14 protein-coding genes are annotated in these 15753 nt (G+C 42.7%); 9 read left to right on the top strand and 5 right to left on the bottom strand.

The genetic code is table 11. The features are described from left to right. Nucleotides 1-145: 145 nt before the first annotated feature. From AY605_RS07020 to AY605_RS07010, 3 genes are all read left to right on the top strand, one after another. The gene (locus tag AY605_RS07020; RefSeq protein ID WP_064095720.1) at nt 146-2197 is read left to right on the top strand and encodes a M13 family metallopeptidase; all 2052 of its coding nucleotides are present in this window, start codon (nt 146-148) and stop codon (nt 2195-2197) included. Nucleotides 2198-2361: 164 nt separating this feature from the next. Beyond that, nucleotides 2362-2850, top strand: coding sequence for a hypothetical protein (locus AY605_RS07015; RefSeq protein ID WP_064095719.1), 489 nt, complete (start codon nt 2362-2364; stop codon nt 2848-2850). Between the two features lie 308 nt (nt 2851-3158). Then, entirely contained in the window at nt 3159-4955 is a 1797-nt protein-coding gene (locus AY605_RS07010) for an NACHT domain-containing protein (protein WP_064095718.1), read from the top strand. Nucleotides 4956-5001: 46 nt separating this feature from the next. Here AY605_RS07010 and gatB read toward each other — a convergent pair whose 3' ends face one another. From gatB to gatC, 3 genes are read right to left on the bottom strand one after another with little or no spacing between them, the layout of a single operon-like run. Then, entirely contained in the window at nt 5002-6483 is a 1482-nt protein-coding gene (gene gatB, locus AY605_RS07005; protein ID WP_064095717.1) for an Asp-tRNA(Asn)/Glu-tRNA(Gln) amidotransferase subunit GatB, read from the bottom strand. Beyond that, nucleotides 6483-7961, bottom strand: coding sequence for an Asp-tRNA(Asn)/Glu-tRNA(Gln) amidotransferase subunit GatA (gene gatA / locus AY605_RS07000; RefSeq protein WP_064095716.1), 1479 nt, complete (start codon nt 7959-7961; stop codon nt 6483-6485). The genes gatB and gatA overlap by 1 nt, the downstream gene beginning before the upstream one ends. A gap of 52 nt (nt 7962-8013) precedes the next feature. Beyond that, the gene (gatC, locus tag AY605_RS06995) at nt 8014-8328 is read right to left on the bottom strand and encodes an Asp-tRNA(Asn)/Glu-tRNA(Gln) amidotransferase subunit GatC (RefSeq protein WP_064095715.1); all 315 of its coding nucleotides are present in this window, start codon (nt 8326-8328) and stop codon (nt 8014-8016) included. A gap of 132 nt (nt 8329-8460) precedes the next feature. On the opposite strand from gatC, the gene AY605_RS06990 reads away from it, so the two are divergent. The 6 genes from AY605_RS06990 (at nt 8461) to AY605_RS15070 (ending at nt 13213) form a co-directional block, all read left to right on the top strand. Beyond that, entirely contained in the window at nt 8461-9507 is a 1047-nt protein-coding gene (locus tag AY605_RS06990; protein WP_064095714.1) for a rod shape-determining protein, read from the top strand. 16 nt (nt 9508-9523) lie between these two features. Continuing rightward, nucleotides 9524-10381: a rod shape-determining protein MreC gene (gene mreC, locus AY605_RS06985; RefSeq protein WP_064095713.1), complete on the top strand. Its 858-nt coding sequence runs from the start codon at nt 9524-9526 to the stop codon at nt 10379-10381. Continuing rightward, complete coding sequence (gene mreD, locus AY605_RS06980; RefSeq protein ID WP_064095712.1) at nt 10368-10859, top strand: rod shape-determining protein MreD; 492 nt, start codon at nt 10368-10370, stop codon at nt 10857-10859. Before mreC ends, mreD begins: the two co-directional genes overlap by 14 nt. Further along, entirely contained in the window at nt 10847-11413 is a 567-nt protein-coding gene (locus tag AY605_RS06975; protein ID WP_064095711.1) for a Maf-like protein, read from the top strand. Before mreD ends, AY605_RS06975 begins: the two co-directional genes overlap by 13 nt. 39 nt (nt 11414-11452) lie before the next feature. Then, nucleotides 11453-12907: a ribonuclease G gene (gene rng, locus AY605_RS06970; RefSeq protein ID WP_064095710.1), complete on the top strand. Its 1455-nt coding sequence runs from the start codon at nt 11453-11455 to the stop codon at nt 12905-12907. A 132-nt stretch (nt 12908-13039) separates the two neighbouring features. Next, nucleotides 13040-13213 carry a PA1571 family protein gene (locus AY605_RS15070; protein ID WP_005096185.1) on the top strand — a complete coding sequence of 58 codons (174 nt, stop codon included), beginning with the start codon at nt 13040-13042 and terminating at the stop codon, nt 13211-13213. A gap of 208 nt (nt 13214-13421) precedes the next feature. Here the strand turns inward: AY605_RS15070 and AY605_RS06965 are convergent, their stop codons facing one another. Both AY605_RS06965 and AY605_RS06960 read right to left on the bottom strand, forming a co-directional pair. Continuing rightward, the gene (locus AY605_RS06965; protein ID WP_064095709.1) at nt 13422-14804 is read right to left on the bottom strand and encodes a WS/DGAT/MGAT family O-acyltransferase; all 1383 of its coding nucleotides are present in this window, start codon (nt 14802-14804) and stop codon (nt 13422-13424) included. Between the two features lie 172 nt (nt 14805-14976). Next, entirely contained in the window at nt 14977-15711 is a 735-nt protein-coding gene (locus AY605_RS06960; protein ID WP_064095708.1) for a phosphoadenylyl-sulfate reductase, read from the bottom strand. Between the last annotated feature and the right edge of the window lie 42 nt (nt 15712-15753).

The following is a 15753-nucleotide window of genomic DNA, read 5'->3' as shown; positions in this document are numbered from 1 at the left end:
TGTAAAAGAGTATTATATAGAGCCAAACGTTTTTTTAGAGATTGGCATATATGCTGCTTATCGTATAAGGACTTAAGTGTCTGATCATAAAATCAACATACATATTTAAATTAAACTGCGCAGTGAAGCGCAAGGATAGTCAGCTTTGAAAATTTTTCTAAAAACAACACTAGTTAGTGCTTTATTATTGGTTTCAACTGCAAATTATGCTTCAGATCAAACTGTTGTGGCGCAACAATTAAGCTCAGGTGTAAACCAGCAATACTTTGATAAAAAAATCGCTCCACAACAGGACTTCTATCAACATGTGAACGGGCACTGGTTAGAACACGAAGATATTCCATCTGACATGCCAAACTGGGGTGCATTTACCCAGTTACGTGAAAATTCGACTCAGCAGTTGCATGCCATTGTCGAAGACCTGGCCAAAACAAAATCCGCTTATGGAACCAATGAACAAAAAGTCGGTAGCCTATATGCCAGCTTTATGGACACTAAGACTTTAGATACTAAAGGCTTAATGCCACTTAAAGCAGATTTAGCCAGAATTGCAGCTATGAAAACCTCAAAAGACTTTACGTTGTTGGTCGCGGAATTTGCGAAAACTCGGGTTACCACACCTTTTGATTTTGGTGTGATGCAAGACTTGAAAAAGTCCGATCAAATGGCGGTAATGATGGAACAAAGCGGTTTAGGCTTACCTGATCGTGATTACTATTTAAAAGACGATGAAAAATTAAAAATAGCACGTGAAGCATATGTGAGATATATCGAAAAACTGCTTATGCTTTCTGGTGAAACAGAAGCTGAAGCAAGCACACATGCGCAGACAATTTTGCAGTTAGAAACCGACATTGCCAAAGTGCAATGGGACAGCGTGCAAAATCGCGATATAGAAAAAATGTACAATGTCTATGTACTCAAAGATGTAAAAACTTTAGTGCCGGCATTTGATTGGAAAACCTATTTTAAAGTCACAGGCTTAGATAAAAAAACCAAAACCGTGATTATGGCGCAAAAAAGCTATTTTGAAGATCTCAATCAAATTTTAGAAAAAACACCGATTAATTCATGGCAGACCTATTTTAAATTTCACCTGATTAATGGTAATGCAGCATATTTAAGCCAACCTTATGCCGATGCAAACTTTGACATGTATAGCAAAACCTTACGTGGAGTGACTGAGCAACGTGCGCGTTGGAAACGCGGTGTCGATTTGACCAATGCGATTCTGGGTGAAAGTCTGGCACAAGTGTATGTGGCAAAACATTTCCAGCCTGAACAAAAACAGCGTATGGAGAAATTGGTCGACAATTTATTGCTGGCATTTGAGCAAAATCTCAATAAATTAGACTGGATGAGCGATGCCACCAAAGTTCAGGCACATCGTAAACTGAAAAGTTTCAGTGTGAAAATTGGCTATCCAAACAAATGGCGTGATTACAGCAAGTTAGATATTAAAGATAGCGACTTAATCGGTAATATTCAGCGTACCAACAGTTTTATTTATGACATCGAAATGAACAAGCTGGGCAAGCCAGTTGACCGCGAAGAATGGCATATGCTGCCACAAACCGTAAACGCCTATTACAATCCGTTGTCGAATGAAATTGTTTTCCCTGCTGCCATTTTGCAGCCACCATTCTTTGACATGAAAGCCGATGATGCGGTCAATTATGGTGCGATTGGTGCCGTGATTGGGCATGAAATTAGCCATGGTTTTGATGATAAGGGGAGTCGTTTTGATGCTGAAGGCAATATGAAAAACTGGTGGACGGAAGAAGATAATAAAAAGTTCAAAGCCAAAACCAAAGCCTTGGTGGAACAATACAGCGCCTATGAGGCCTTGCCGGGCTATAAGGTGAACGGTGAATTAACCTTAGGTGAAAATATTGCCGACAATTCCGGTTTAGCGGTGGCATACGAAGCATATAAATTGTCTTTAAATGGACATCCTGCACCTGAGATCGACGGTTTTAGTGGCGATCAGCGTTTCTATTTGGGTTGGGCACAAGCGTGGCGTGCGAAAATGCGTCCTGAAATGGCATTACAGCTGGTTAAAACTGATCCACATTCACCATCAGCTATTCGGGGGCGTGCAACCTTACTGAACCAAGACCCATTCTATGAAGCCTTTGGGGTGAAGCAGGGCGATGGCATGTATTTACCGGAAGAAAAACGCATCAAAATTTGGTAATCATGTTATTGAATCAATAGATTCTGAAAAAATCCTGACTGATGTCGGGATTTTTTTGTTCATGATTTTAGGTTACAGAGTCATAACAGGCTTGCCTGCCTTTTACATGATACAAAGAAGCTGTTTTGTTTAAGCAGCTTGAGCTGATGAAAAGGGAAATGGATATGAATTTGAAAGGTTCATCTTGTCTTCGTGCAGTATTCTTGGCAACGACTTTGCTTGGGGCGACTCAGGTTGCAATAGCTGGCCCAACGGTGGATCAGCTCAGTGACTGTTTGATGAAATCCACCACAGCCACCGATAAAACGACAGTGTTGCAATGGACCTTTGTGGCATTGGGCAATCATCCCGACTTAAAGGCTTTTAGCAATGTGACCGCTACTCAAAAGGAAGCATTAGACAAGAATCTGGCGACAGTATTGCAACGCATTTTAGTGGAGCAATGTTCAGCACAGACCAAAGCGGTGATTCAGGCTGAAGGTTTGCCGGCGGTAGGCGATAGTTTCCAGGCATTAGGTAGAGCTACAGGCGATGAAATTTTAAAGAATCCTGAAATCAATAACCAGCTCAAAGGTGTGCTGCGTTATATCGATTTAAATCGTGTGGTACAGACTTTTTTGACACCGGATTTGCTGAATAAGGTGGGACTATGAACTGGGATTCTTAATCACCTCTCCCTAACCCTTTCCTAAGAGGAGAGGGAACTTTCAATACTAAATTTATAACGGCAAATAATTTGTAATGAAAGCTCCTTCTCCCTGAACGAGCTTAAAGCACTGCTTTAAGCGAAGTGCAAGAGAAGGCGGGGGATGAGGGTACTAGTCACGTATAAAAAACGACTTTGAGGGATTGATACACTTAAGAGTTTTGAAATTAATCTTTAGAAAATTCATGGCTTTAATGTGTTTTATAAATAAGTTATTATTTGGTCAATAATTAATATTTCAAAATGAGTTTTTGTATGGTAGATCCTTCATTGTCAGCTCTATTTAAAGTGATAAATAAGCCACTTAATGATCTTTATGATTTTGTAAAAAAAGAAACCAAATTTCATCTTGAAAAACAAAAGTTGAATGATATTTCTGGGAAGTTAGAAAGTAAAATAGAGAATATAAAGAAGGTAAAAACAATCTATAAAGGAGATGAAGCTATTGATTTAAATTTATTTTATTATCCACCCTATATTAATAGCGATAAGGGGTATATAAAAGCTGAAACTATAGAAGATATTTCATTAAAAAATTTCGTAATTGAGGGTGTTGCAGGTCAAGGCAAGTCAATTTTATTAAGATATTTGACTTATAGGGAATATCAAGGGGAAAAAAGAATCCCAATTTTTATTGAATTAAGAAAATTAAATGAAAAAGCTGAGATTTTAAGTCATATAAAAGAAGCAATTAGTTCATGGGTTTTTTCAGTTAGTGATGAATTATTAAATTGGGTGTTAAAATCTGGAAAAATTGTTTTATTGCTTGATGGTTTTGATGAGTTAAAAGAAAAAGATGTATCAAATGTAATTAAAGATCTTGAGAGTATTAGTCAACAATATCCACAAACTCAAATCGTAATAACTTCACGACCAGATAATGCCATTCAATCGAGTAATTTTTTTAAGGTACTAAGTATAAGACCTTATGATGATGATGAAATAATAGGTTTAATTAGAAAACTTGTAGATGATGATGACTCATTCGACAATCTTGTAAATGCTTTGCAAGAAAGCCCATTAAAAGTTGATGAGTTATTAAAAACTCCTTTAATGGTTACTCTTTTTGTAATGACTTATAGAGCAAAATTAATTATTCCTGACAGTCTTTCCAAATTTTATGAAGAGTTATTTAGTGTTTTAATTTATAAGCATGATCGAACTAAGCCAGGATACCAGAGAGAATTTAAAAGTAATTTAAATGAAAGTGAGCTACAAGAGTGGTTTGAAATTTTGTGCTTTATTTCTAAAAATGAAAATAAATTAATTTTTAATAGTAGACAGGATCTTTTGGAATGTATTAAAAAATCAATAACTAAGAAATTCCCAAAAGAAGATCCTTCAGCTTTATTGGAAGATATTAGTAAAAATTTATGTTTAATTATTCGTGATGGTAATAACTACAGTTTTATTCATCGCTCTATTCAGGAATTTTTTGTGGCTTCTTTTTTTAAGAAAAGGCCTCAAGACTTAGCTGAACAGACTTATAAACTATTAGATGAAAAAGGAAAAAAATATAAATCTGAGATTAGATTTTTATCAGAAATTGATAGTTATAGATATAAAAAGTATTTATTAAAACCATCATTAGAGTGTTTTTTTGAAATTTATCCTAACCTTGAATCTTTTAAAAATAGCTTAAATGTTTCTTTAGAGGAGGGGTATGATGTTTATCATTTGGAAGCAGATTTAGATAATTCACATGAAACTGTGAACTATGTAGAAGCAACAATTTCGATGGTAGATATTACTCAAACCTTAGATGATAAGCATGGTAATTATTTATATCATTTATTGTATGATCACTTAATTTCGTGTCGGGAAGCATCAAGTGCAATTTTTATTAATCTTAATAATTATGGTGTAAATAGATTTATGCAAACTATGCCAATTTTAGATCATGAAATCAAAATAAATAAAGTGTCAAAATTTTTTCGTAATGAAAATAGTAACTTAATTGATAATATTTATAAAAAATTTGAAAAACAGCTGCAAGAATGTAAAGTTGAAATTGATAATCAGGAAGATCAAAGTTTCCTAGATTTAATATGAAAAAAACCCGCTCTAAAGCGGGTTTTCTTTTTAAAGAAAGATCAGATTAACCAATCAATTTCTTCATCAACTCATTCACTTGCGCAGGGTTTGCTTTACCTTTCGCGGCTTTCATCACTTGACCAACAAGACCGTTGAAAGCTTTCTCTTTACCAGATTTAAACTCTTCAACCATCTTCTCGTTGGCAGCAAGTACTTCTTTAATGATTGCTTCGATCGCGCCTGTATCAGTTTCCTGCTTCAAGCCTTTTTCCGCAATAATTTCGTCCGCAGATTTGCCTTCATCCCACATAAAGCCGAATACTTGCTTCGCGATCTTGCCGTTAATGGTGTTATCCACAATACGTGCGATCATGCCACCCAATTTTTCAGCAGATACAGGAGAGTCAGCAAGGTCTAAACCTGCTTTATTGAGCGCACCCGAGAATTCACCCATGACCCAGTTTGCAGAAACTTTGCCTTGCGCAGCGCCACCAGCAGCCTTGACGACTTCCTCGTAGAACTCTGACATTTCACGAGTTAGGGTTAATACGTGAGCATCGTACTCAGTCACACCAAAGTCCGCCACAAAACGCGCACGACGTGCAGCAGGCAACTCAGGCATGGTCGCTTTAATTGCTTCGATTTGCTCATCAGCAATTACCACAGGCAACAAGTCTGGGTCGGGGAAGTAGCGGTAATCGTTGGCTTCTTCTTTAGAACGCATTGAACGGGTTTCCATCTTCACAGGATCGAATAAACGTGTTTCCTGATCAATGGTGCCATCCCAGTCCAGAATTTCCATTTGACGTTCAATTTCAACATTGATCGCCTGTTCAATGAAACGGAATGAGTTGAGGTTTTTCAATTCACAACGTGTACCAAACGGTTGACCCGGACGACGTAAAGACACGTTACAGTCACAGCGGAACGAACCCTCCGCCATGTTACCGTCGGAAATACCTAACCAGCGCACTAGCGTGTGAATCGCTTTAATGTATGCAACCGCTTCTTCAACTGAACGCATATCCGGTTCAGAGACGATTTCAAGCAGCGGCGTACCGGCACGGTTTAAGTCGATACCAGACATACCTTCAAACTGGTCATGGATCGATTTACCAGCATCTTCCTCAAGGTGCGCACGGGTTACACCAATGCGCTTCACTGTGCCATCTTCAAGCTGGATGTCGATATGACCCAAGCCCACAATCGGGTTGTCCATTTGGCTAATTTGGTAGCCTTTAGGCGAGTCAGGGTAGAAATAGTTTTTACGTGCAAATACAGAGGCTTGGTCGATATACGCATCGATGCCCAAACCAAAGCGAATCGCAAGATCAACCACTTCTTTGTTCAATACCGGCAATACGCCCGGCATAGCTAAATCAACCAGGCTAGCTTGGGTATTTGGATCATTACCGAAAACAGTCGATGAACCTGAGAAAATTTTGGTATTGGTGGCAAGCTGAGTGTGAATCTCGATACCAATAACGACTTCCCAACCATCGATCAGGTTGGATTTCGGTTTAGCCGATTTTTGAGCTTGAGCCATTATGCGTTCTCCTCAGCAATTGCAGCGCGTTTTGTATGCCAATCTGTTGCTTGCTGGTACTGGTATACCACAGACAACAATTGAGATTCTGACCAGTAATTCCCAATCAGCTGTAAGCCAACTGGCAAGTTGTTCTGGTCAAAACCGACAGGCGCGTTAATCGCAGGAAGACCTGCCAGGTTTACCGCAAGCGTATAAATATCGCCCAGATACATTTCAACCGGCGTTAAATCCGCACCAATTTTATAGGCAGTCGTTGGCGCAGAAGGTGCAGCGATGACATCAACAGATTCAAATGCTTTGAGGAAATCTTGCTGGATCAGACGGCGTACTTTCTGTGCTTTTACATAGTAAGCATCGTAATAACCTGCAGATAGGGCATAGGTACCAATCAGGATACGGCGTTGCACTTCTGCACCAAAACCTTCTGAACGTGAACGTTTGTACAGGTCCATCAGGTCCACCGGGTTTTCTGCGCGGTAGCCATAACGCACGCCGTCATAACGTGACAGATTCGAAGAAGCTTCAGCAGGCGCGATCAGATAGTAAGTCGGCACATAGCTTTCAGTCATATCGAGATCAATCTCAACCAAAGACGCGCCCATCTCTTCCAGTTTTTTTAAGGATTCTTCAACCCGTGCTTTTACGTCTGCATCCAGACCTTCCACATTGAAGTATTGCTTTGGAATACCGATGCGCAAACCTTTTACCGATGTAGCGTTCAGATTTGCCACATAGTCATCAACGTCTTTGTCCATTGAGGTTGAATCTTTTGTATCATGGCCGGCCATGACATTCATTAGGTAAGCACAGTCTTCAGCCGAACGCGCCATTGGGCCGCCTTGATCCAGTGATGATGCATAGGCAATCATACCGAAACGCGATACACGGCCATAGGTCGGTTTAAGGCCGGTGAGGCCACAGAATGACGCAGGTTGGCGAATAGAACCACCAGTATCAGTACCGGTTGCAAATGGTGCTAAATCCGCTGCCACAGCTGCTGCAGAGCCACCAGAAGAACCGCCAGGGACATGACCCAAGTTCCAGGGGTTAGCCGTTGCGCCGTAATATGAGTTCTCAGAGGTCGAACCCATCGCGAATTCGTCCATGTTCACTTTACCTAAAGTGACCAGGCCCGCAGCTTTGCCTTTCGCTACTACGGTTGCATCGTAAGGAGAGATAAAATTGTCCAGCATTTTAGAACCGGCAGTGGTCTTGATGCCCTGGGTACAGAAAATGTCTTTGTGGGCAACTGGCACACCAGTCAGGGCAGAGGCATTGCCAGCTTTGATTGCAGCATCGGCAGCATCAGCTTCAGCCAACGCCTGTTCAGCAGTTACTGTCACATAAGCCTTGACCTGTGCATCAATTTTTGCAATGCGCTTTAAGTAGTGTTCAGTCAATTCGCGAGATGAAAACTGGGCATTTGCCAGACCTTCACTAAGTTCACGAATGGATAAGCGATGTAAATCTGTCATGAGAAATAATTCTTTACGTTTAATTTAATAAAAAGAATGAACTGGGTAGTAATTACTCAATCACGCGCGGTACGAGGTACAAGCCATCCTGAACAGCTGGTGCAACTGCTTGGTATTGTTCACGATGATTGGTTTCGGTAACCACATCATCACGTAGCGGCTGAGGGTGGTCGAAAGGGCTTTTCAGGGGTTCAACACCATCGGTATTGATGCCTTTCAGGGTTTCCATCATGCCTAAAATTTTATTTAAACTTTGAGCATATTCAGCAGATTGCGTATCATTGAGAGATAACCGTGCAAGGTTGGCAATAGCTGAAACTGTTTCTGCACTTAAATCTGCAGAATGCTGTGCATCCGATGTAGACATAATATTACCTAATCAGTATTAAAAAAATTCAAATTATCATGCGTTATGATAAGCGATTGACTTGTCCAAATCATCACATTTAGTTAAAGTGGCCACCTTGCGTCCATATAAAGTTTAACTGAGAACGTCCCCGTGATTCTAAAACGACTAATAGGCTTGTTTTCGCCCGATCTTGCCATTGATTTAGGTACAGCAAATACACTTATTTATGCGCCAGGACGAGGCATTATATTAAATGAACCGACGGTTGTAGCCATCCGTCATAGTGGTTCACATAAAATTGTTGCGGCAGTCGGTCTTGAAGCGAAGCAAATGCTAGGTCGTACCCCAGCCAATATCTCAGCGATCCGTCCGATGAAAGACGGTGTGATTGCGGATTTTGAAGTCACTGAGACCATGCTGAATCAGTTTATTCGCAAAGTACATGAAAACCGTTTATTTACTCCGGCACCGCGTGTCGTGGTCTGTGTGCCATGTAAATCGACCCTGGTTGAGCGCCGTGCCATTCGTGAAGCCGTGTTTAATGCGGGCGCACGTGATGTGCGTTTAATCGAAGAGCCAATGGCAGCAGCGATTGGTGCAGGGATGCCAGTCGAGCAGGCTTGTGGTTCGATGGTGGTGGATGTGGGCGGTGGTACCACTGAAATTGCGATTATCTCGCTGCAGGGTTGTGTTTATGCCGATTCTTTGCGTATTGGTGGTGATGTATTTGATGAGCAGATCATTAACTATGTGCGTAAAGCGCATGGCTGTGTGATCGGCGAAACCACGGCTGAAGTAATCAAAAAAGAAGTGGGTATGGCGTTGCCAGATGAAGGCGCTAAACCGCTTGAAATTGAAGTTCGTGGCCGTAACCTCGCAGAAGGTGTGCCTCGCGCAATCGTGGTTAATTCTGACGAAGTCACCCAAGCCATTTCTGACCCATTGCAAAACATCGTTGCTGCGGTGAAATCGGCACTAGAACACACACCTCCTGAGCTTTCTTCGGACATCGCTGAACGCGGTATCGTGTTAACCGGTGGTGGCGCATTGCTGCGTAATCTGGACAAGCTGCTGGCCAAAGAAACAGGCCTGCCAGTCGTGGTGGCAGAAGATCCACTGTCTTGTGTGACACGTGGTGGCGGCAAGGTCCTCGAATTTTTCGACAACCCAAATCATGACATGTTATTCGTAGGCTAAGAAAAGGATCCGGCGGGTGCAAGCACATCTGTTTTCTCGACAACCGCCATCTTTTCGCTCTTTTATCATTGCATTGGTGACATGCCTGGTGGTGCTTTTCTTTGATTGGCGCATGCCGCATGTTGTTCAACCTGCAAGGGATGTCCTGTACGCTGCTTATAATCCTATTTATGCGGTGGCCAGTTATCCGGTATTGTCGCGAGAGTGGTTAAATCAACAAACCAAGTCTGAAGCTCAGTTGCGCCGGGAAAATACCGCGATGCAGGCCGAGCTGTTACAGGCACAGGTTCGCTTACAAAAAATCTCTGAACTATCTGCTGAAAATACCCGTTTGCGCGGCCTATTGGACACACCGTTAATCATTGATGGACGTATCGAAATTGCGGAAGTAATTGGCACCGATGCCGATCCATTGCGGCATATTATCGTGATCAACCGGGGTGCTAAAAACCAGCTAAAAGTCGGGCAAACGGTACTGGACGACAAGGGTATCATGGGACAGATTATCAATGTCTATCCGCATAGTAGCCGGGTCATGCTACTGTCTGATAAAGAGCATTCACTGTCAGTGCGTCTGGAGCGTACGGGCATGCGTGCCATTGTCTCGGGCACAGGTGATCTGGGACGTTTGAAAATGGAATATGTACCGACCAGTGCCAATATCAAGGTTGGTGAAAAAGTCTATAGTTCGGGCTTGGGACAACATTTTCCGGCAGGTTATCTGGTGGGGCAGGTGTCTAAAGTACAACGGCATAATTCCGGAGAGTTTGCCCAGATTGATGTCACGCCTGCCGCCCAGCTGGCCGGTGGACATCATGTGGTGGTGTTATTTTCCGATTCATTAGCGATGGAGCAACCGCATGTCAATCGCTAGGATGAAGTCTAGAAAGCATCGTGATCCTTTAATGGCTATTGTCATTTCGGTGATTGTAGCTTCCATTTTAATGGTCTATCCACTTTCCTATACTCTCTCGGGCTGGCGTCCGCTGTTCATGCTGATGATCATGCTATTCTGGGTGCTGTGCCAGCCAACCTGGTGCGGAATCTGGTTTGCCTTCGGCACCGGTATTTTTATGGATTTGCTGCTAGATGCCCCCTTGGGTCTGAATGCAATCAGCTTTATCATTATCGCCTTTTTAGCCCGCTTTCTGACCCGCGAACGTCGTATCCTGACCTTCAATAATCTCTGGGTGATTATGGGGCTGGCGATTGTGGCATATTTGCTGATAATCTTTTTTGCCCAGATTATTGCCGGAATGCAATTTTCTTTTGCACGACACTGGATTCCAATGCTCACCAGTATTCTGGTCTGGCCAGTAATTTATTATATGCTGAAAAAATGGCGCATATAGTTCTAGCTTCCAGCTCACCACGGCGCCGCGAGTTGTTACAGCAACTCGGGCTACAATTTGATATTTATAGTCCAGAAATCGACGAATCTGTACAAGCAGGCGAGACAGTCGCTGCTTATGTCGAGCGTCTGGCACGAGCCAAAGCGGATGCCGTGGCCGAACGCTATCCGGATGCCATCATTATTGCTGCAGATACCAGTTTAGGGGTCGATCAGGAGATTTTGGGCAAACCTGAATCTAAAGAACATGCGATTGAAATATGGACAAAAATCTCTGGTCGATGGCATGATGTGTATAGTGGCGTCTGTGTTCGTACAAAGTGTGAAAAATACAGTATAGTGGTACGTACACAGGTCGAATTTCAAATCCTGAGCGCCGCAGATATGGAAAGTTACTGGGCGACAGGTGAGCCCTTGGGTAAAGCCGGGGCTTATGCAATTCAAGGAATTGCTGCACGTTATATTCCAAAAATACAGGGCAGTTATTCCAATGTGGTGGGCTTGCCCTTATATGAAACAGTACAGTTATTACAGACGGTTAAGGCACTAAATTAACTGCTGAAAAAGAATTCTTATAATGTTTTGAGTGTATTTATGTCTGACGAGTTGTTGATTAACGTCACGCCGATGGAATGTCGGGTCGCGTTAATTGAAAACGGCACGGTCAATGAACTGTTTGTCGAGCGTACCGCCAAGCGTGGTCTGGTAGGAAATGTCTATAAAGGAAAAGTGGTGCGGGTTTTACCCGGCATGCAGGCCGCTTTCGTAGATATAGGACTCTCGCGTACTGCATTTTTGCATATCAATGATATGGTCTGGCCACGCAATCAGCCAACCCCGAATGTTTTTGAGCTACTGCAACCGGGACAGACCCTCACTGTTCAGGTCATGAAGGATATGCTCGGTACCAAGGGTGCGCGACTATCTACTGACCTGTCTATTCCTTCACGCTATTTGGTCTTGATGCCATATGGCAATCATATTGGGGTATCGCAACGGATTGAATCCGAAGAAGAGCGTAATCGTTTGCGTTCTATCATTGAGCGGATTCAGGTGGAACACAAGCTTCCGGGTTCAGTGATTGTGCGTACTGCGGCAGAAGGGATTGAAGAAGAAGCCATCGCACAGGATATGGCTTATCTGGCCAAACTCTGGGAATACATCCAGCGCAAACAAAAGATTATTGCGGTACCTTCTTTGATTTTTGAAGAATTGCCTTTACCGCAACGCGTCATTCGGGATCTGGCTAATGAAGAAACGGCCAAAATTTATGTAGATTCACGGGAGATTCATGCCAAACTGCAGGAATTTGTCGAAGAATTCGTTCCGAACATGAAAGACCGTTTGCTGCATTATCCGGGGGAGCGGCCTATTTTTGACTTGTATAATGTCGAAGAAGATCTGCAGAAGGCATTGCAAACTCGTGTCGCATTGAAGTCTGGCGGTTATCTGATGATTGACCAGACTGAAGCCATGGCTACGATTGATGTCAATACCGGCTCTTATGTTGGTGGCCGTTCGCTGGAAGACACTGTCTTTAAAACTAATATGGAAGCGACGCAGGTTATCGCACGTCAGTTACGTCTGCGTAATCTCGGTGGCATTATCATCATTGATTTTATTGACATGCAGGAAGCGCAGCATCGTGAAGAAGTGATGAAACAGTTTGAACGTATGCTGGAACGTGATCATGCCAAAACCAAGATTACTCAGGTGTCAGAACTGGGCTTGGTGGAAATGACCCGGAAACGGACCCGTGAATCGCTGGAGCATCTGCTGTGTGAGTCTTGTCCGACCTGTCAGGGGCGGGGTTATGTCAAAACAGCCGAGTCAGTATGTTACGAAATATTCAGGGAAATTCTACGCTATGCCCGTGCTTATGAGTCACAGAGTGGCTTTACTGTTGTCGCGCATCCAGCTGTTATTGATCGCTTGTTAACAGTGGAAGCGCCGGCTGTCGCTGATCTGGAGCATTTTATTAATCGCGTGATTAAGTTCCAGGTGGAAAATCTCTATACGCAAGAGCAATACGATATCATTCTCAGCTGAAATTGTAACAGAATATCGTTAAACACTTGTTACATCTGAAATTTTACAACGGGGTCTTTATTTACAATACTAGATGCATGAATTAGCCAAAGCCGTTTCTCCCAGTTTCAGGCTTAGCAAAAGGAGTATGTGATGAATATGAGTAAAGCAGTAATCAATAAAGGCCTAAAACACGTATTAGAACCAAAGACTGTACATGCAGGCTATATCGTAGATGAACGCGGTAATGAAGTTCAGATTACCGCGAGTATGATTCGTAATGCCTGTCATCAATTACTGCAACAGTGCCGTACCATTAAAAGCTGATGACCTTGGTTTCGGGTTTCTAAGCGGGCAAAAATCATTTGAAGAGATTTTCTTCTACCTAGGAAAATCCTCCAAAAATTCTAAAAAAATCAAAAAGATTTAAAAAATAAAGAAAAGGGACCAATCTGGTCCCTTTATTCTTTGGCAAGGACTGGCAAAAATTATCATTCCCTTTGTCAGCCTGGCTATTTTATTTATTCATCTGCGGTTAGCTCACCGCCTGTAACTTTGGGGCGGGTTCGCCCTGTATAATGAATTCAAATCGTTGAATTTCTTCTTCAAGATGCGTCAGCAAATTCTGCATTTTCGGCAAGGCATTCCGACATGCGGTCAAGCCAACTTCCAGTTTGTCTAAATAGCTGGTCATGGTGATATTGAGAGCTTGGCCATCGAGCACAATGGAGGCAGGATACAGCGCTTCAAGGCGTGCACCATTCCAGTAAAGTGGTTCTTGCGGTCCTGGCACATTGGAAATAATCACGTTAAAAGCCTGACGTGTCGGCATTAAACCGGATGCAATATTCAGACCTGCTGCACCATAAACAAAGGCACTATAGTTTAGAATCTGATTGGCATTCATACGTTTAAAGCGCTCTTTGGCACTGAGTACACTGCGACGTACGATCTTGAGCCGTTCCAGCGGGTCTTCTTTATGGGTACCCAGATTGGCCAGAATCATGGTAATACGGTTGGATATATCGGAATCATCACTGCGCAGCGAAGCCGGAACCATAGCAATTAACGGTTTTTTCGGCAGGGCATCTTGTGATAATAAATATTCACGTAATGCCCCAGAGCAAATGGCGAGGACAATGTCATTAATGGTCACGCCTAATGTCTTGGAAATATGGCGTAAACGTGAAAACTCAAAAGACTGGGCGGCAAAACGACGAGAAGCACTGACGCGTTGATTCAGAATACAGCTTGGCGCCTGAAAGCTGGACACATAATCTGGATTACGCCCCATATCTTTCATGACGGTTTGCGACAGCTCATAAGCGACTCGCGGCACGCATTCCAATTGTCCTTTAATGGCTTGCAAGACATTTTTAAAGCCATTCACTTTGGGTGCTTTCAGGCGTTTGGCACGTGGCCCTTCTACACACCACGGCGGTACAATACTCTTGGCATGGGGGTCAAATGAAAGTGATTTTTCTACCAGACGCATGCCGGCAATTCCATCCACCATGGCATGATGGATCTTGAAATACATGGCAAAACGGTTACCTTCAATACCTTCAATGATATGGCAGGTCCATAAAGGTTTGGCGCGATCAATCAGGGCACTATGTTCTTGTGAAATATAGGTGAGCAGTTCACGGATACGGCCCGGTTTTGGCAGCGCAATATGACGAAAATGATGATCTAAATCAAACTCTTGGTCTTCATCCCAAAATAATCCGTTTAAATAGTTGTTAAAAGGTGGAATAGGGGTAGATTTTGAATTTTGAATATCCCTCACCAGATTCTGAATAAAAGAAGTGGGTGCATTATCGGGAATCTGGAATAAAAATAGCCCACCTACATGCATAGGCTGCTGTCGTTTTTCTAAAGTCAAGAAAATAAGATCAATCGGGTGTAATGGACGCATAGCGTAAATTGCCTCACTGCAGTTTCTTCAGCTGCTCTGATCCGAACAACCTTGTTAGAATTATTAATATAGACATTACAAAGTATAGCGGTTTTGTCGTGGAAAGGTACTGATTTTTCTGTAGATGTTTCGTTTACAAAAAAACCACCGATGAGTCGGTGGTTATGCTAGATCACTTTTTCAAGTTGCCGGCATGCAGCCCGCATTCTTTGTGGGTGGCCTCTTCCCACCACCAGCGACCTTCACGTTCATGCTGATTTGGCAGGACAGGGCGGGTACAGGGTTCACAGCCAATTGAAACGAAACCTTTTTCATGCAGGGCATTATAAGGCACTTCCATCATGCGGATATAACTCCAGACATCAGCACTGGACCAGTTTGCCAGAGGATTGTATTTGATTAGCTGCTTTCCGGGACCGGAAAAACCTGGATCTGCCTGAACTACAGGAATTTCATTGCGTGTTCCCGGACTTTGGTCCTTACGCTGACCGGTAATCCATCCATCCAGCATGGCCAGCTTTTTACGTAATGGCTGCACCTTGCGGATTCCACAACATTCCTGGTGGCCATCCCGGTAAAAACTGAACAGGCCTTTTTCAGTAGTCAGTTGCTGGATAGCCTCAGTTTCCGGGAAACAGATCTCAATATCAATATTATAATGCTGACGAACCTTTTCAATAAACTGATAGGTTTCTGCATGTAAACGGCCAGTATCCAGACTGAATACCCGGAACGGTTTACCCAGATGAGAGGCCATATCAATCAATACCACATCTTCGGCACCAGAAAATGAAATCGCGATTTCACCTTGCTGGCTCAGGGCAAGTGCCAAAATTTCATTAGGTGATTTGTCTGCATATTCGGAAGCAAGTGCATCGATACGATCAATAGTAGGAATAATGGTCATGAGAGTCCTGGCGATATAGGCTTGGAAAAGACATGGCCTATA

The organism is Acinetobacter sp. SFD, from assembly GCF_001647575.1.
Taxonomy (GTDB): domain Bacteria; phylum Pseudomonadota; class Gammaproteobacteria; order Pseudomonadales; family Moraxellaceae; genus Acinetobacter; species Acinetobacter pecorum.
This window is presented reverse-complemented; position numbering and strand designations above follow the sequence as displayed.

Excerpts from the sequence above, each read along its gene's own strand:
- rng (WP_064095710.1), top strand. The coding sequence starts at position 11,453 with ATGTCTGACGAGTTGTTGATTAACGTCACGCCGATGGAATGTCGGGTC.
- mreD (WP_064095712.1), top strand. The coding sequence starts at position 10,368 with ATGTCAATCGCTAGGATGAAGTCTAGAAAGCATCGTGATCCTTTAATG.
- gatC (WP_064095715.1), bottom strand. The coding sequence starts at position 8,328 with ATGTCTACATCGGATGCACAGCATTCTGCAGATTTAAGTGCAGAAACA.
- AY605_RS06965 (WP_064095709.1), bottom strand. The coding sequence starts at position 14,804 with ATGCGTCCATTACACCCGATTGATCTTATTTTCTTGACTTTAGAAAAA.
- gatA (WP_064095716.1), bottom strand. The coding sequence starts at position 7,961 with ATGACAGATTTACATCGCTTATCCATTCGTGAACTTAGTGAAGGTCTG.
- AY605_RS06960 (WP_064095708.1), bottom strand. The coding sequence starts at position 15,711 with ATGACCATTATTCCTACTATTGATCGTATCGATGCACTTGCTTCCGAA.
- AY605_RS06975 (WP_064095711.1), top strand. The coding sequence starts at position 10,847 with ATGGCGCATATAGTTCTAGCTTCCAGCTCACCACGGCGCCGCGAGTTG.
- AY605_RS07010 (WP_064095718.1), top strand. The coding sequence starts at position 3,159 with ATGGTAGATCCTTCATTGTCAGCTCTATTTAAAGTGATAAATAAGCCA.
- AY605_RS15070 (WP_005096185.1), top strand. The coding sequence starts at position 13,040 with ATGAATATGAGTAAAGCAGTAATCAATAAAGGCCTAAAACACGTATTA.
- AY605_RS07015 (WP_064095719.1), top strand. The coding sequence starts at position 2,362 with ATGAATTTGAAAGGTTCATCTTGTCTTCGTGCAGTATTCTTGGCAACG.
- gatB (WP_064095717.1), bottom strand. The coding sequence starts at position 6,483 with ATGGCTCAAGCTCAAAAATCGGCTAAACCGAAATCCAACCTGATCGAT.